Raw genomic sequence first — 15,899 nt, forward strand, 5'->3', positions numbered from 1 at the left:
GTAGCTCGCGGCGGCAGCCCGCCTGCGCCCGTTGGGCTTCGGCGTGGCATCCTTCTCTCGCTCACGAGCGAAGGATGGTGGGCACGACAGGGATCGAACCTGTGACCCCTACCATGTCAAGGTAGTGCTCTCCCGCTGAGCTACGTGCCCTAATAGTCCGCTTGTGTCGGGTCGGGGTCCCTATAACGGCTCAGGGGAGCGCGCGCAAGGACGGAACAGGGCCAATTTAGGCCGCCAGCATCTTGTTCACTTCGCTCACCAATTCGCGCAGGTGAACCGGCTTCGACAGCACCTTGGCGTTCTTGGGCGCATCCGAATCCGAGTTCAGGGCGACCGCGGCAAAGCCGGTGATGAACATGATCTTGATGTCGGGGTCGAGTTCCGAAGCCCGGCGGGCGAGCTCGATGCCGTCCATCTCCGGCATCACGATGTCGGTCAGCAGCATCTCGAACGGCTCTTCCCGCAAGCGCTGATAGGCCGCCATGCCGTTGTCATGGGACGAGACCTGAAAACCGGCGTTTTCCAGCGCCTTGACCAGGAAACGGCGCATGTCGTTGTCGTCTTCGGCGAGCAGGATTTTTGGCATGAGCGGAACGTCGATCCCCAGAGGATATGCAGAGGTCACTAAGCCCGACAGAGGGTAAATTTGGGGTGAAAATCTTAACCCTCTGGGCTCGTGCTGCGAGGGGTGTTGTGAACCGGAATGCGGGATGAATCAATTCCGGTGCGCCCACGCATCCCCGCCTGCCTGCCCACACGGTTAAGACATGTTCCAGCGCGGATCACGCTTTTTCGCTTGGCAGAATGGTTGCGATTCCGGACAATGACGACACTTAAGAGCCGCTCGACCGGCCGAATCACCCGATCTGGACCCATGCTGGATCGTGCGGCGTGAAGGGACGAAGCCTGAGAAGATGACCCGGTTTGACGGCGAGGTGTCGCCAGCCTTCGAGATCGTGGAGCCCGCCGAGTGGCGTGCGCCTGTTATCTTCAACTCGCCCCATTCCGGCTCGACCTACCCGGACGAATTCCTGAACGCATCGCGGATCGACCTGCCGACGCTGCGGCGCTCCGAAGACTCCTTCATGGACGAGCTGACCGGCCATCTGAGCGCACGCGGCTTTCCGACCGTGCGGGTCAACTTTCCCCGCTCCTATGTCGACGTCAACAGAGAGCCCTATGAGCTCGACCCCCGCATGTTCACCGGCCGCCTGCCGAGCTTTGCTAACACCCGCTCGATGCGGGTCGCCGGCGGATTAGGCACGATTCCGCGCGTGGTCGGCGACGGCCAGGAGATCTATCGCGACCGCATCGCGGTCGATGATGCGCTGGCGCGGATCGAGACGCTGTACAAGCCGTATCATCGCGCGCTGCGCCGGCTGATCAACAAGGTGCACCAGATGTTCGGCACGGTGGTGCTGGTCGACTGCCACTCGATGCCCTCGGTCGGCGTCAGCAGGGACGAGCCGCGCCGGCCCGACGTCGTGATCGGCGACCGCTACGGCACGAGCTGCACGCCGCTGCTGCCCGACCGCGTCGAGGAAACCATGACTGGCCTCGGCTATTCGATCGGCCGCAACAAGCCCTATGCCGGCGGTTTCATCACCGAGCACTACGGCAACCCGGCGAGCGGCCTCCATGCCGTGCAGCTCGAGTTCAACCGCGCGATCTATATGGATGAGCGCCGCCGTGAGCGCAGCCCGCGCTTTGCGCAAGTGGCAAGCGACTTTGGCGTTCTCGCCGACGTGCTGGCGACCACGATTCCGTTCGGCGATCTCGGTCCGTTCCAGGCCGCCGCGGAATAGACGCGCGTCTCGGACGATCGTCTTGCCTGCGATTGCGTTTTCGCTTCGCGAGGGATCGCGCACCAAACTGAAAACAGACCGACAAGAAAAAAGGGCCGCTCGCGAATGACGCAAGCGGCCCAAGTCTAGGGAGGAAACGCCCAAGGAGGGCAGCGATAACGCGAGAAGCGCTACCGCACCGCAACAATATGCGGCCGCGCCGCACAAAGTGCAAGGGCTTTTGAGCCGTTTCCCATGCAAAAACACATGGCTCGGTTGCTCCAAAAGAAACCCAGATTCAGTTTCTTTGATAAGGAAATTCAATGGGTTGATAGTCATTTGCATACGAACGAGGCATGCTCGGAACTAAGTTTTCAAGTCGGTGATCGATATTTGGCCAGCATATGGCTCGGCATTTGGCTCACTGGGGTTTGCCGGTAACCGGATCCAAAATACCAGGGTGCAAATCAAGACAGCGCTGCACGTGAGGAGCGAATTGAGCTAGGCAGATTGCGAGCTTCACCCAACTTTCGTTTTTGAGGATGCGCCGTGACGGTGATCGACTTCTCAGCCTTCATCGGACGACTTGCCACTGCCTCCGGCGAGACCATCCTCCCGTTCTTCCGCACCTCGCTGTCGATCGACGACAAGAGCAAGACCAAGGATTTCGATCCCGTCACGGAAGCCGACCGCGCCGCGGAGGCGGTGATGCGGCGGCTGATCAAGGCGAGCTTCCCCCAGCACGGCATCGTCGGCGAGGAATTTGGCAATGAGCGCGAGGATGCCGACTATGTCTGGGTGCTCGACCCCATCGACGGCACGAAGTCCTTTATCGGCGGCTTTCCAATCTGGGGCACGCTGATCGCGCTGCTGCACAAGGGCTCCCCCGTCTACGGCATGATGCACCAGCCCTTCATCGGCGAGCGCTTTTCCGGCGACAATGGCTCGGCCAATTATAAGGGCCCCTCCGGCGAGCGCCGGCTGCAGGTCCGCCGCTGCGCCTCGCTGTCGGAGGCCACGACCTACACCACCTCTCCCTTGCTGATGAACGAGCGCGACCGCGCCATTTTCGGCCGCATCGAGCAGGGGGCACGGCTGTCGCGCTACGGCGGCGATTGCTATTCCTATTGCATGCTCGCGGCCGGCCATGTCGATCTCGTGGTCGAAACCGAGCTGAAGCCTTACGATATCGCAGCGCTGATCCCGATCGTGACCGGCGCCGGCGGCGTCGTCACCACCTGGGAAGGCAAGCCGGCCCAGGGCGGCGGCCGCATTGTCGCTGCGGGCGATCCACGTGTCCACGAAGAAGCACTGAAGCTGCTCAACGGATAGGCGATGCGGGAGCTTGCATGAAAAAACGCCGCGCGCTCCTTCTCGCCATCCTGCTTCAGTTTCCAACGCTGGCCTCCGCCCAGAATTTTCCGGCAAAGCCGATCAAGCTGATCGTGCCGTTCCCGGCCGGCGGCCCCAATGACATTATCGCCCGTGTCGTCGGCCAGCGCATGTCGGAACTATCTGGGCAGCCGGTGCTGATCGACAATCGCGGCGGCCAGGGCGGCGTGCTCGGCACCGACGCGGTCGCAAAGAGCCAGCCCGACGGCTACACCATCGCCATCTCCTCGGCCGGCGCGCTTGCGATCAGCCCGAGCATGGAGAAGGTCGCCTACGACACGCTCAACGACCTCGCGCCGGTGACGCTGGTCGCGACCGTGCCGGAAATGCTGGTTGTCGCCGCCAATGTGCCGGCCAAGGACATCGGCGAGTTGATCGCACTCGCCAAGGCGCAGCCCGGAAAACTCAACTTCGCCTCTTCCGGCCCCGGAAGCCTGCCGCATCTCGCCGGCGAACTCTTCAAGCTGACGGCCAAGATCGACATCGTCCACGTGCCCTATCGCGGCGCCGCGCCGGCCGTGAACGATCTGCTGGGCCAGCAAGTGCAGATGACCTTCCTCGATCTCCCGGTGCTGCTGCCGCAAGTCAAGGCCGGCGCCCTGAAGCCGATCGCGATCGGCTCGGTGGAGCGCGCGCCAACCGCCCCCGACGTGCCGACCACGAAGGAAGCCGGCTTCCCCGACCTGCGCATCGAGAACTGGTACGGCATGGTGGCGCCCAAGGGCACGCCCAAGGAAATCGTCACCGCGCTGCATGACCTCGCGACCAAGGCGATGGCGGATCCGGCGGTGAAGGAGAAGCTGGCCGCACAAGGCGCGACGCTTGTCGGCGACGAGCCCGAGCATTTTCGCAGCTTCATCGCGGACGAGACCAAGAAGTGGGCGAAGGTGATCAAGGACGCCGGCGTCGAGACGGCGAAGTAGTGCTCTTGCGCCTCACACCGCCTCTGCCCGCAAATGCTCCGCCAGCATCTTGGCCGGCCGTGGCAGCGCCTTGAAACTGCGCGCGCAGATCACGAGCTTCCGGTTGGCGAAGGCGTCGCGCAGGCGGACGATGGCGAGCGGCATCAGTTTTGCGCAGCGGCGGGCGGCGGCTTCGGGCACCAAGGCGACACCGACATCGGCCGAGACCAGCTGGCAGATCGCATCGAAGTCGCGCAGGCGCGCCCGAAAATGCGGGCGCATGCCGAGCCGCGCGGCATGCTTTGAAATGTGCATCTGAAGCGCGGTGGCGCTGGTGAGGCCGACGAACTCGCAGGCGCCCGCCTCCTGGAAATCGATCTGGCGGCGGCCGGCAAACGGGCCCCGCCTCGACGTCACCAGCGTCAGGCGGTCCTCGCTGAACACGAAGCGCTCGATATGATCGGGCAGCGCGTGCTCGGCGGCAAAGCCGAGATCGGCGGCTCCGGCCGTGATCGCGGCAGCAATGTCGGTGCTCTCGCGCTCCTCGATGTCGATGGCGACGTCGCGATGCTCGCGCAGGAAGCCGGCGAGCGCCTTCGGCAGGTGCTCCGACAGGCCCGACGTGTTGGCCAGGAAATGAACGCTGGCGCGCACGCCGCTGGCAAAGCCGGCGAGATCGCCGCGCATGGCGTCGACCTGGTGAATCACGAGCCGCGCGTGATCCAGCAGGCTCTCGCCGGCCGCGGTCAGCTCGACACCGCGCCGCCCTCGCTTGAGCAGGGCGACGCCAAGCGCGTCCTCGAGACCCTTGATCCGTGCGCTGGCCGAAGCCAAGGCGAGATTCGATCGCTCGGCACCGCGGGTGATGCTGCGCTGGTCGGCGACCGCGATGAAGAGCTGGAGATCGACGAGGTCGAAACGCACAGCTTTTCCTCCATAATCAGCCTTCGTGATGGACGAAGGCTATCTCCGTAACCTCCAGATTGTGCCCCCGCGCCGCTTCGGTCAATGTGGCTGCATGATCGACCCGCTTCTCATCCTCATCGCCGCCGTCTTCCTGGTCGCCGGCTTCGTCAAGGGCGTCGTCGGGCTCGGCCTGCCGACCGTGTCCATGGGCCTGCTCGCGGTGAACATGGCGCCGAGCCGCGCCATCGCCATCGTGATCGTGCCCGCCATCGTCACCAACATCTGGCAGACCTTTGTCGGCCCTCACCTGCGCGACATCCTCAGGCGCTTGTGGCCGCTGATGATCGGCACCGTGATCGGATGCTGGCTCAATGCCGGCGCGCTGACTGGTCCCTATGCGCGCTACGGCACCGTGGTGCTCGGCGTGCTGCTGGTGATCTACGCGATGATCGGCCTCAGCAAGTTCAAATTCCACGTCGCGCCGCAAAACGAGAAATGGGTCGGCGGCGTGGTCGGTGTCGTCACCGGCGTGATTTCGGCCTCGACAGGCGTGCAGGTGATCCCCTCGATGCCGTTCATGCAGGCGATCGGGATGGAGAAGGACGAGCTGGTGCAGGCGCTCGGCGTGTTCTTCACCACGGCGACGCTGGCGCTGGCCTTCAATCTCACCGCGGGCGGATTGCTGACGCCGGCCAATGCCGTCCCGGGCACCGTCGCCATGGCGATGGCCTTTGCCGGGATGTATCTCGGCCAGTCAGTGCGGCAGCGGATGCCGGCGGAGGCGTTCCGCCGCTGGTTCCTGGTCGCGATGATCCTGCTCGGCGTTTATCTCGCCGGCAGCGCGCTGCTCAAGGAATTTGGGTAACCGAGGTTACCGCGCCTCCAGCATGGCGACGCGGATGCCGAGATAGATAAAGAGGCCGCCGAGCGTCCGATTGACCCAGGCGATCACGCCCTCGGACCGCCGCAGGCGATGAGCGGCCTTGGCCGCGAACGCCGCCAGCACCAGGCACCACAGGGTCCCCGTGCAGATGAAGATCAGGCCCAGCGTCAGAAAGGCCAGCGGCTTGTGCGGCGCATCGGCTGCGACGAATTGAGGCAGGAAGGCCAGGAAGAACAGCGCGACCTTGGGATTGAGCGCGTTGGTGAAGACGCCCTGGAGGAAAACCCGTCGCAGCGAGCTGCGCTCCGCCTCGTCCTTGACCGCCAGAAGCTGCGGCCGCGACCACAGCATCTGAAGCCCGGTCAGGACCAGATAGGCCGCGCCGACCAGCTTCAGCACCCCGAACGCGGTGGATGAGGCCATCAAGAGCGCCGAAAGGCCGATCGCCGCGCCCGCGACATGGAAAAAGCAGCCGCAACTGATGCCGAAGGCTGCGGCCGCCCCGCCGCGCCAGCCCATCTGCATGCTGCGGCCGATCACGTAGACCGTGTCGGGCCCCGGCGTGATGTTGAGCAGCACCCCCGACAGGACAAAGAGCCAGATTTCGTGAATGCCCAGCATGGTGAGGTCCTCGCCGCCCGGCCGGGCGGCCTCAAGGGACTGGCCTTAGTTGGTTCGCACCCCGCCGTCCACCACCGGAAATGGTTAGGATTTGCGTCGAATTTGCAATGCGGATCATACTTTCGTTCGGCTCGATGTGCTCTATAAGGACGCAAGTTCTTGAAATGCTGGATTCGCGGCGACGGCCCGCTGGTGGCGTCCCGCTCCCTTGGAGCTCCGAGGATATGGAAAGACGTCTGGCCGCCATCGTCTGCGCCGATGTCGCCGGCTATTCCCGGATGATGGGCAGTGACGAAGCCGGCACCCATGCCGTCTTCAAGGCCCATCGCAGCGCGATTCATCCGATCATCCTCAACCATGGCGGCCGTGTCGTCAAAAACACCGGCGATGGCTTCCTGCTGGAGTTTCCCTCCATCGTCGGCGCCGCAGAGGCCGCGATCGCGATGCAGGTGTTGATGGCGGAGCGCAACCATCATCTGCCTGCCGACCGCGCCATGCAGTTCCGGCTCGGCATCCACATGGGCGACGTCATCGCCGACGAGGACGAGGTGTTCGGTGACGACGTCAACATCGCCGTCCGCCTCGAATCGGTGGCGAACCCCGGCGGGTTCGCGATCTCGGCCAAGGCCTACAGCGAGGCGAGCAAGCATCTCACCGTGCCGCTGGTCGATGGCGGCAACCACCGCTTCAAGAACATCAAGGATCCGGTCGGGGTCTGGACCTGGACGCCCGACGGCGCCACCGCGCTCGCGCGCGAAGTGAAAGAAGGGTCGGCGCTGTCGCAGCCGAACCGCACGGCGATCGTGGGCGTGCTGCCCTTTGCCAATCTCAGCGACGCCCAGGACGAATATTTCTCCGACGGCCTGACCGAGGATCTGATCCACGCGCTGTCGCTGCAATCCTTCTATCGCGTGCTGAGCCGCAACTCGACCTTCGCCTTCAAAGGCAAGAACGCGAGCACCCGCGTGATCGCGCGCGAGATCGACGCCACCTATCTGATCCAGGGCTCGGTGCGGCGCGCCGGCGCCAAGATCCGCGTCACCGCCGAGCTGATCGCGCCGGAGACCGGCGAGCAGCTCTGGACCGGCCGTTACGACCGGGACATCGGCGACCTCTTCGCCATGCAGGACGAGATCACGACCAGCCTGTCCGCGGCCATCGCCACCGAGATCGTCCGCGCCGAGGCCTCCGCGCCGGCGCGCCCGACCAACGACGTCACGGCCTGGGACCGCTTCCTGAAAGGCCTGTCGCATTATTACCGGCAGACCAAGGAAGACCTAGGCACGGCCGTCGCCCTGTTCCGGGAGGCGATCGCGCTCGATCCCAAGCTGTCGATCGCGCATGCCTATCTCGCCACGATCCAGATCCAAAGCATCCAGTTCGGCTGGGTCAAGGGCACGCGCGAGATGTGGGCTGAGGCGATGAGCCTCGCCGAAACCAGCGTGCGGCTCGATCCGCGCTCCTCCTTTGCGTTCTCGATCCTGTCCTGGGCGCATGCGATGGAAGGGCATGACGAAGCGGCGATGGACGCCGCCAAGCGTGCCGTCGCCCTCAACCCCTACGACATGGGCGCGCGCGGCGTGCTCGGCATCTGCCACTTCGTGATCGGCGAGCACCGTCAGGCGATCGAGCTGTTCTCGATGGCGGCCCAACGCGATAACAGCGACCCACGCTATCAATGGGCGGCGCTGAACGCCTTTAGCCACTATCTCCTCCGCCAGTATGACGCGACCCTGTCCTGGGCCCGCGAGCAGCTCTACATCAACCCGAACCATATGCAGGCACTGGCGATCAGCGCCGCGGCGCTGGCGCAGATGGGCCGGACCACTGATGCGAGCGAGGCGACAGGCGTGCTGATGCGCAATTACCCGACCCTGAACGTCGATCGCCATTTGCGGAATTTTCACTGGAAGCGGTCCGAGGATATCGCGCATTACCGCGACGGGCTGCTGAAGGCAGGCGTACCGGCCAGCAAGCTCACCTTGGTCCAGAGCGACGTCAGACGCGCTGCGGAATCCTGACGGCAGCATCCTCTGGGCGAGGTCCCGCGAGCAGACTCGCGGGTGCGCTGCGGTCTCACCGCAGCGTTATTGACAGCAGAGCGAATTCAGCCACACTTCGTCACACCCTGAAGTAGCATAGCTACGGCCCGTCCGCTGTCTGTTTGTTAGGACTTTCTGCGCTTGATCGGCGCGGCCGCTTTTCACGATTCGTATGTTTTCAGGACTTTGCCGATGGATGACTCCCGCAAGAAGCCCTTTGATCCTTCAATCGAAGTCTCTCCTGATAATCCCTGCCCTTTCCTGCGCGGCCTCGTCGGCGAAGGCTTTGTCGACGGCGGCACTGTCCCGCTGCGGACGATTTCGCAGACCATCGCAAATGCAAGCGGCGAGACCGGGCTGAAAAAGACCTCGGCCCGCATCCAGGTCCGCGGCGTCGCGCTGATCGCCAACGGCGCCTGTCATATCCTGCAGAGCATCTTCTGGGGCGCACAGCTCAATCGCTTGCGCGGCGGACCGCTCGACAAGCTCGGTGCGGGCTCGCGCATCCTCGGCGTCGACGGCAAGGTCAACGAGGACCAGATCGCGCGGCTCGCCGGTTTCGGTAGCACCTATGCCGACCCGGAGAGCGGCAGCGAGGTCGGGCTCAACGCCTCGCAGATCCAGACCTTCATGAACGACAATCTCAAGCGCGCCGGCAATCAGGCGCGCTGGTACTACCCGATCCTGATGAAGTTTGAATGGCCGATCCTGCTCAGGATCATGGGCAAGGGTCAGGGTGATGACCGCTATCTCAGCGTGGCGGAGGTGAGGACGTTGTTCAACGAGCGCAAATTCCCTGAGAGGATCACCCAGCGGATGGTCAGCCAGCCGGTCCGCCCGCCTTCACTCATCTTGCGCGCAGCCGGCGGCCTCGTCGCAGCGCTCCTCGTTTTTGGCATCGTGGCGCTGCGCTTTCCCGATCAATTCCAGCCGATACTGCCCGGCATCCTCGGGAATCTGGTGGCGCCGCCATTACCTAAGCTCGTCGAACCCCGCGCCGCGTACTGGCTCGAGCAGAACTGGGCGCTGGAGGACCGGCACTGGTTTCATCACGCCAGCCAGGGCACCGCGACCTTCCCGGTGCCCTATAGCTGGTTCATGGCGCTGGAGCAGCCGCGGCTGCATTTCTTCGCAAAGCCCGGGATGCTGCACGACAGCGACCATCTGCAGCGCTTCGGTTTCATCCCGAGCCCGCAGACGATCAACACCGATGAGGCCACGCTCCGCCGCTTCGGCTACGCCAACGTCTATGACAAGACCAAGCCGGTGCCGGCGCGGCTGTGGGATCCGCCGGTCAACTGGGGCAAGCAGGCCGAAAACGTCGACGGCCTGCCCGTCGGCTTTGCGCGCATGACCGGCGTGTCCGATCCCGCGACCGGTAAGATCGGCGAGGACCGGATTGGCCTCACCTGCGCCGCCTGCCACACCGGACAGATCCACTACAAGGGCATCGACATCCGCTTCGACGGCGGCCCGGCGATGACCGACCTCAGGAAGCTCGAGGTCACGACCGGCCTCTCGATCGCCTACACGCTCTATGTGCCGGGTCGCTTCAAGCGCTTTGCCGATCGTGTGCTCGGCCCTTCCGCCAGCGATGCGGACCGCGATGCGCTGAAGCAGAAGCTCAGCGCGATTGGCACATTCCTGGTCGACTGGGAGAAGACCTACGCGAAAACCATCGAGGGCAAGACGCGGTTCAACGAGAAGACCAAGCGGGACGAACCACAGCAGGACACCGAGGAAGGATATGGCCGCCTCGACGCGCTCAACCGCATCGGCAATCAAGTCTTCTCCCAGGATATGGCGCTCAGCGGCCTCAGCGGCTTCGAGAAGAATCTGCATGCCAAGGACGCGCCGGTCAGCTTCCCGCCGATCTGGACCGTGCCCTGGCTCAAATATGCGCAGTATGACGCCTCGATCGAGCAACCGCTGATCCGCAACGCCGGCGAAGCACTGGGCGTAACCGCGCTGCTCAATTTGTCCGACACCACGCCCAAGGACGCGCTGTTCCGCTCCTCGATGGACATCAAAAATCTGAACTGGATCGAGGATCTGCTGAAAGGGTCGGCGCCCTATCCGAAGAAGCAGCTCTCCGGACTGACATCGCCGAAATGGCCCTCTGACATCTTCGGCGACGATGCCTGGAAGATCGATGGCGACCGCGTCAAACGCGGCCGCAAGCTCTATGCGGAGATCTGCGTCGAATGCCATCTCGGTCCGGTCAACGATCCCGTCTTCGACACCGAATTTCCTGACAAGAGCATCTGGTCCTCGGACCGCTGGCAAACCATCGGCGACGACAAATTCCTGAACGAGGTGCAGAAGAGCGCCAAAGGCATGGGGACCGACCCCTCTCAGGCCAGCGTGCTGGCAACGCGCATTGTTCAGGTGCCGGGCTTTCTCAAGCTCGATCCCACGCAGAAGCTCAATGCCTGGTGGAATTGCAATCTGCCTGAGGTGTCGTCCACCGACATGCCGTACGCTCTTGGCCTGATGGTGCTCGTCGACATCGTCAGTCGCAAGGCAATGGACGATGCCAAGATCGACCCGAAAGTTCAGGATATCTGGTGGGGCAAGCGCAAGAACTGCCCGAATTCTGGTCCGCAACCGCCCGAGAAGAATGAGCCGGGGCCCTGGTATCGCGCGCGACCGCTCAACGGCGCCTGGGCCACCGCGCCCTATCTGCACAACGGATCGGTGCCCTCGCTCTACTGGATGCTGAGCCCCGCGGCCGAACGCCCCAAATCGTTCTGCATGGGCGGTGGCCGCGACTACGATCCGAAGCAGGTCGGCTTTGCGGTCACCGACGGCGAGAGCTGCAAGACCGGTCAGTCTCGCTTCTCGACGCGAGCCGCTGATGGCACCGACTTGTTCGGCAACAGCAATGCCGGCCATTCGTTCGATGGCACGCCGGGCCCCGGCAAGGACGGCACCATCGGCCGCGTGCTCAAGGAGCAAGAGCGCTACGATCTGATCGAGTATCTGAAGACGCTGTGAGTTGCTTCTTCACCTGGGGCGAGGGAGAAGACCGCCACTTCACTTGAACAATGGCGTGCCCGGCACGAAGGCGTCGAACGCCGCCCAGAACTGGGAGCGGTAGCGGTCCTGCTCCTGGAGGATCTCGTGCTTGGAGCCGGCGATCACCAGATGCGAGCCCGCGCGCAAATGGTAGGCGAACTCCTCGATCGCCGCGGTCGAGACCACGGCGTCGTTGGAGGCCGCCAGCATCAGGATCGGCTGGCGGATCTCGGAGGGGTAATGGATGCCCTTGAAGGTGTGCATGGCGCGGAAGGCGGTATCGGCCCAGGCCACCGTGGGGGATGCCAGGCCCAGCGTCGGGTCCTCCTCCAGGATCGCGGCGTTGCGCGCATAGCGCACCGGATCGCTGGTCAGCGGATTGTTGATGAAAGGTGACAACCCAGTGAGGTCATCGCTGCCGCCAGGAATGTATGCGCCGCCCCGTCCCAGCATGCGCATCGTCTTCAACAGTGCCCGCACCGGAAACGAGGTGGAGCGACCGGGCAGGTCGATCATCGGCGCCGACAGCACCATGCGATCGAACCACCGCTTGCCCGCATGTGCGAGCCGCAACAGCACCGCGCCGCCCATGGAATGGGCCAGCGCGAAGAACGGCGGCGGACAATCCGGCAGCACCACCTGCTGCACGAAAGCCTCGACGTCGATCTCGTAGTCCGAGAAGTTGCGCACATAGCCCTTGCGCGGATCGCGCAGCCGCCGCGCGGAGTGCCCCTGCCCGCGCCAGTCGATCATTGCCACCGCAAAGCCACGGTCGCGCAAATCGCGCACGGTCTCGAAATATTTCTCGATCTGTTCGCTGCGGCCGGTGAAGACGCAGACCGTGCCCTTGCGGTTTGCCGGCGGCGCCCAGCGCGCAAAGCGTAGCTCGACGCCATCCGAGGTCTTGATGGTGCCGCTGACGACGTCTTCGGGAACGGGGTTGGACGGAATCGAGACCAGCGTCATGAGAGTGCGTAGGCGCCAAGTGCAGCAAATCAAGGGGCGGGAGCGCCGAAAAGGCGCTTGTTTCCGCCCTCTTGAACGCCGTCTGGACCCACCCATATCATCTCAGTGCAGGCCGCTACCAGTGTTTCGAAACCGGAACATCAGGCTGCACACAGACTAAAGCCCGGCCCGATTGGCGGGCGGGTTACCAAAACAGTCGCTCAATGGAGGACTTGACCATGCGTACCTACGATCTCACCCCGTTCTATCGTTCCACCGTCGGCTTCGACCGCCTCTTCAACCTGCTCGACCAAGCAGGCACGGACGGCAGCCCCGGCTACCCCCCCTACAACATCGAGCGCACCGGCGAGAACGCCTACCGCATCACCGTTGCGGTCTCGGGCTTTGCCAAGGATGAGCTCTCCATCGTCGCGAAGGAAAACACGCTGACGATCAAGGGCGAGAAAGTCGCCAACGAGAACTCGAAATCCGAAGTGCTCTATCGCGGCATCGCCGCCCGCGCCTTCGAGCGCGCCTTCCAGCTTGCCGACTTCGTGCAGGTGAAGGACGCTTCGCTCGAGAACGGCCTGCTTCATGTCGACCTTGTACGCGAGATTCCCGAAGCCAAGAAGCCGCGCCAGATCGCGATCAACGCCGGCGCTGCCAAGGCGCAGGTGATCGAGAGCTCGGTCGCCGCGTAAAGCGCGTATCAACTTCCAGGTTACGAAAACGCCTCGGTGCCCCCGGGGCGTTTTTTCGTTCTTACATCGCCGCTCGCCCTGCCGCCGTCCGGGCTTGCGCAAAGGCGACACCACTTTGCTGAATTGCCCGATTGGATGGTTGCAGCGCATCACGGGCCGGTGAGCCGACGTAACGCTGCCGCCTGACACTCCGTATTTTGTGTGCCGAGCCCAAAACAAGACGGAGAACGATCATGACTTTCTGGCGCAGCCTTTTCGTCGCCGCGAGCCTGCTGGCGGCCCCCATCAGCCTTGCCCATGCGCAGACCCCAACCGCGGTGAAAGCCAAGAACGTCGTGCTGGTGCATGGCGCCTGGGCCGACGGTTCAAGTTGGTCGGAGGTGATCCCGATCCTCCAGGCTGCCGGCCTCAACGTCACTGCCGTGCAGAATCCGCTGGGCTCGCTCGCCGAGTCGGTCGAAGCGACCAAGCGTGTGCTGGCCGAGCAGGATGGTCCGACCGTGCTGGTGGCGCATTCCTGGGGCGGCACCGTGATCAGCCAGGTCGGCACCGACCCGAAGGTTACCGGCCTCGTCTACATCGCCGCACGCGCCCCCGATGCCAACGAGGACTTTGTCGCGCTGTCGAAGCAGTTTCCGACGGGCCCTGCGCGTGCCGGCATCGTCGAGCACGACGGCTACACCAAGCTGTCCGAAGACGCGTTCCTTAAATATTTCGCCAACGGCGTGAAGCCGGAGCAGGCGAAGGAGCTCTACGCCGTGCAATGGCCGACGGCCGCCTCGATATTCGCCGGTCGCACCACGGAAGCCGCCTGGCACTCCAAGCCGAGCTGGTACGCGGTGTCGAAGAAGGACGGCACCATCAATCCCGATTTCGAACGCTTCCTCGCCAAACGCATGAACGCCACCACGATCGAGCTCGACGCCGGCCACCTCTCGCTGGTGTCGCATCCGAAGGAAGTTGCGAATTTGATCCTGGAGGCGGCGGGGTATCCGCGGAGCTGAGCCGCGATTGCGGAAACACAAAAGGCGCCTGAGATCTCAGGCGCCTTTTGTGTTGCCCAGCTCTCTCCTCATTGTCGTCCCGGCGAAGGCCGGGACGACACCGATGGTTTGGCTGGCGCCTGCGCCTCCAACTCGCGCTAATCCAATCCTTGCGCCGCCGGCATCTCCTGCGTCGGCAGGATCGTGACGGCCGGCTTGGCCTGGCCGACGGTCGGCGCAGCCTCCGCGGGCTTGGCTTGCACGGCCGCCGTCTGCTGTGCGGGTTGAGCCTGAGGAGCCTGCTCGGCGGGCTTGGCGGCCACCACCGGCGTCTCGGCGCGCTGCGGAGCCGCCTTGGGCAGCGGCACAGTGCGGCTGGCGACATGCGGGATCGAGGCAGGCGGGCGCGGCGGGCCGCCGCGAACCATGGTCGGCGGCGGCAGCGCGCTTTGCGGCCGGTAAGGTGCAACCGTCGGCTCCTCATAAGCGGGGGCCATGCCATAGGCGTCGGCGGCCGGCATGAAACGGATGATCCGGCCGTCGCGAGCGTCGATCACAAGCCGGCCGTCATCACCACGACGGTCGATCACCGCAATGGTGTAGACCGCGCCACGCAGGCGCGGGATGCCGAGCGGCGAGAAGCCGTTGTCGCGCAGGACCGCGTAGACCTCGATGGCCGGCAGTAGCGCCGGCCCCACGCCGCGTTCCTCATAGCCATAGCGGTAGCCGTAGCGCGGCGGCGGAGGCGCAGCCTCCGGCGGCGCGTAGGGGCCGTCGAAATCCGAGACGGCGATATAGGCCCCGCGCGCGGTTCCTTTCGCCGGCACCTGGGCCTCCGCGGCATTTGCTACCAGCGCCAGCGCGGCGGCGGCCACACATCCTGTGAAAAACTTCATGGTCGACACGCTCCTGTCAGGCCCCTCATGGCCTGGCGCTCTTTCGCTTTTGACGGCGTGGCGCACGTTCCGAAGGGGCGATCCGAAGCTTCATTGGGGATTTCGGCGCCGCTTGGGCCGGATCAGGGCGCGTTTGCTTCAAAACCGGGGCGCGCAACTTTTGGAAAGCGATCGATTGACATATGAGGAATCGGGACTTCCGCGCGCTTGTGTGATAGACAAAAATTTGGCAAGGTGACGTTTAGGACAGGAAGACTGTCTCAATTTTGCTTGCGGTTCCGGCATACGGATTGCAACGAAAGTCGGGTGCTTCCGAGCACCATAAGGCAACAGGAAAAGCCGTTCTCGGGGACGAAGAACGCCTTGGCCTGAATTTAAGAAAATGCGGCTCGCAGCGGACGAGCGGTGACCCAGAGGCGGGTGCCGCGGAACGCCCAAGGTGCGCCGAAGATGGCGGTGAGGCAGCTTGCCGCATGGAGAGGATTGGAACAATGAACGGGTCGCAATTCGAGAGCGGAAACATCGTGGCAGAAGAGCTGTCGGCGACGGTCGCCTCGAAAACGACCGACCCGATTCAGGAACATAATTCGCGCCCCAAAGCCGAAGGCCTGTACGACCCGAGCCTGGAGAAGGATAGCTGCGGCGTCGGCTTCATCGCCAACATCAAGGGCAAGAAGTCGCACGAGATCGTCTCGGACGCGCTGAGCATCCTCTGCAACCTCGAGCATCGCGGCGCTGTCGGCGCCGATCCGCGCGCCGGTGACGGCGCCGGCATCCTGGTGCAGATCCCGCACGCCTTCTTCAGCCGCAAGGCCAAGGAGAACAA

General features: G+C 64.1%; 14 protein-coding genes and 1 tRNA gene. 9 read left to right on the forward strand and 6 right to left on the reverse strand.

Going from position 1 to position 15,899, the window contains the following annotated elements:
* Positions 1-75: 75 nt before the first annotated feature.
* Both L6639_RS26885 and cpdR read right to left on the reverse strand, forming a co-directional pair.
* Positions 76-150: transfer RNA gene (locus L6639_RS26885), tRNA-Val, on the reverse strand.
* A gap of 76 nt (positions 151-226) precedes the next feature.
* Positions 227-586, reverse strand: coding sequence for a cell cycle two-component system response regulator CpdR (cpdR, locus tag L6639_RS26890; protein ID WP_007597092.1), 360 nt, complete (start codon positions 584-586; stop codon positions 227-229).
* Between the two features lie 328 nt (positions 587-914).
* Between cpdR and L6639_RS26895 the strand changes: the two genes are divergently transcribed.
* The 3 genes from L6639_RS26895 to L6639_RS26905 all read left to right on the forward strand — a co-directional run bounded on the left by L6639_RS26895 (position 915) and on the right by L6639_RS26905 (position 4,099).
* Positions 915-1,805 (forward strand): N-formylglutamate amidohydrolase, encoded by an 891-nt coding sequence (locus L6639_RS26895; protein WP_237864641.1) that lies wholly within the window; start codon positions 915-917, stop codon positions 1,803-1,805.
* Between the two features lie 528 nt (positions 1,806-2,333).
* Entirely contained in the window at positions 2,334-3,116 is a 783-nt protein-coding gene (gene hisN / locus L6639_RS26900; protein WP_237864642.1) for a histidinol-phosphatase, read from the forward strand.
* A 17-nt stretch (positions 3,117-3,133) separates the two neighbouring features.
* A complete protein-coding gene (locus L6639_RS26905; RefSeq protein WP_237864643.1) occupies positions 3,134-4,099 on the forward strand; it encodes a Bug family tripartite tricarboxylate transporter substrate binding protein in 966 nt (321 codons plus the stop codon).
* Between the two features lie 12 nt (positions 4,100-4,111).
* On the opposite strand, the gene L6639_RS26910 is transcribed toward L6639_RS26905, so the two are convergent.
* Entirely contained in the window at positions 4,112-5,002 is an 891-nt protein-coding gene (locus L6639_RS26910; protein ID WP_237864644.1) for a LysR substrate-binding domain-containing protein, read from the reverse strand.
* Between the two features lie 94 nt (positions 5,003-5,096).
* Between L6639_RS26910 and L6639_RS26915 the strand changes: the two genes are divergently transcribed.
* On the forward strand, positions 5,097-5,849 hold the full coding sequence (locus L6639_RS26915; RefSeq protein ID WP_237864645.1) for a sulfite exporter TauE/SafE family protein: 753 nt from the start codon (positions 5,097-5,099) through the stop codon (positions 5,847-5,849).
* Between the two features lie 6 nt (positions 5,850-5,855).
* Here L6639_RS26915 and L6639_RS26920 read toward each other — a convergent pair whose 3' ends face one another.
* The gene (locus L6639_RS26920) at positions 5,856-6,488 is read right to left on the reverse strand and encodes a LysE family translocator (RefSeq protein WP_237864646.1); all 633 of its coding nucleotides are present in this window, start codon (positions 6,486-6,488) and stop codon (positions 5,856-5,858) included.
* A 224-nt stretch (positions 6,489-6,712) separates the two neighbouring features.
* Here L6639_RS26920 and L6639_RS26925 point away from each other — a divergent pair, with 224 nt between their 5' ends.
* Both L6639_RS26925 and L6639_RS26930 read left to right on the forward strand, forming a co-directional pair.
* Positions 6,713-8,509: an adenylate/guanylate cyclase domain-containing protein gene (locus tag L6639_RS26925; protein ID WP_237864647.1), complete on the forward strand. Its 1,797-nt coding sequence runs from the start codon at positions 6,713-6,715 to the stop codon at positions 8,507-8,509.
* 213 nt (positions 8,510-8,722) lie between these two features.
* A complete protein-coding gene (locus L6639_RS26930) occupies positions 8,723-11,527 on the forward strand; it encodes a di-heme-cytochrome C peroxidase (RefSeq protein WP_237864648.1) in 2,805 nt (934 codons plus the stop codon).
* 39 nt (positions 11,528-11,566) lie between these two features.
* On the opposite strand, the gene L6639_RS26935 is transcribed toward L6639_RS26930, so the two are convergent.
* Positions 11,567-12,514, reverse strand: coding sequence for an alpha/beta fold hydrolase (locus L6639_RS26935; protein WP_237864649.1), 948 nt, complete (start codon positions 12,512-12,514; stop codon positions 11,567-11,569).
* A 218-nt stretch (positions 12,515-12,732) separates the two neighbouring features.
* Between L6639_RS26935 and L6639_RS26940 the strand changes: the two genes are divergently transcribed.
* Together L6639_RS26940 and L6639_RS26945 are read left to right on the forward strand one after the other, a co-directional pair.
* A complete protein-coding gene (locus L6639_RS26940) occupies positions 12,733-13,194 on the forward strand; it encodes an Hsp20 family protein (RefSeq protein ID WP_237864650.1) in 462 nt (153 codons plus the stop codon).
* A 233-nt stretch (positions 13,195-13,427) separates the two neighbouring features.
* Positions 13,428-14,198 carry an alpha/beta fold hydrolase gene (locus L6639_RS26945; RefSeq protein WP_237864651.1) on the forward strand — a complete coding sequence of 257 codons (771 nt, stop codon included), beginning with the start codon at positions 13,428-13,430 and terminating at the stop codon, positions 14,196-14,198.
* A gap of 137 nt (positions 14,199-14,335) precedes the next feature.
* On the opposite strand, the gene L6639_RS26950 is transcribed toward L6639_RS26945, so the two are convergent.
* Positions 14,336-15,073, reverse strand: coding sequence for a hypothetical protein (locus tag L6639_RS26950; RefSeq protein WP_237864652.1), 738 nt, complete (start codon positions 15,071-15,073; stop codon positions 14,336-14,338).
* Positions 15,074-15,564: 491 nt separating this feature from the next.
* Here L6639_RS26950 and L6639_RS26955 point away from each other — a divergent pair.
* Positions 15,565-15,899: hypothetical protein (locus L6639_RS26955; RefSeq protein ID WP_237864653.1), on the forward strand; the 335-nt coding region annotated here is incomplete at its 3' end.

This window comes from Bradyrhizobium zhengyangense, from assembly GCF_022012555.1.
Taxonomy (GTDB): domain Bacteria; phylum Pseudomonadota; class Alphaproteobacteria; order Rhizobiales; family Xanthobacteraceae; genus Bradyrhizobium; species Bradyrhizobium zhengyangense.

Bases quoted from the DNA above. Each gene is read 5' to 3' on its own strand.
- cpdR (WP_007597092.1), bottom strand. From the start codon at position 586: ATGCCAAAAATCCTGCTCGCCGAAGACGACAACGACATGCGCCGTTTC.
- L6639_RS26895 (WP_237864641.1), top strand. From the start codon at position 915: ATGACCCGGTTTGACGGCGAGGTGTCGCCAGCCTTCGAGATCGTGGAG.
- L6639_RS26905 (WP_237864643.1), top strand. From the start codon at position 3,134: ATGAAAAAACGCCGCGCGCTCCTTCTCGCCATCCTGCTTCAGTTTCCA.
- L6639_RS26915 (WP_237864645.1), top strand. From the start codon at position 5,097: ATGATCGACCCGCTTCTCATCCTCATCGCCGCCGTCTTCCTGGTCGCC.
- L6639_RS26920 (WP_237864646.1), bottom strand. From the start codon at position 6,488: ATGCTGGGCATTCACGAAATCTGGCTCTTTGTCCTGTCGGGGGTGCTG.
- L6639_RS26925 (WP_237864647.1), top strand. From the start codon at position 6,713: ATGGAAAGACGTCTGGCCGCCATCGTCTGCGCCGATGTCGCCGGCTAT.
- L6639_RS26930 (WP_237864648.1), top strand. From the start codon at position 8,723: ATGGATGACTCCCGCAAGAAGCCCTTTGATCCTTCAATCGAAGTCTCT.
- L6639_RS26935 (WP_237864649.1), bottom strand. From the start codon at position 12,514: ATGACGCTGGTCTCGATTCCGTCCAACCCCGTTCCCGAAGACGTCGTC.
- L6639_RS26940 (WP_237864650.1), top strand. From the start codon at position 12,733: ATGCGTACCTACGATCTCACCCCGTTCTATCGTTCCACCGTCGGCTTC.
- L6639_RS26945 (WP_237864651.1), top strand. From the start codon at position 13,428: ATGACTTTCTGGCGCAGCCTTTTCGTCGCCGCGAGCCTGCTGGCGGCC.
- L6639_RS26950 (WP_237864652.1), bottom strand. From the start codon at position 15,073: ATGAAGTTTTTCACAGGATGTGTGGCCGCCGCCGCGCTGGCGCTGGTA.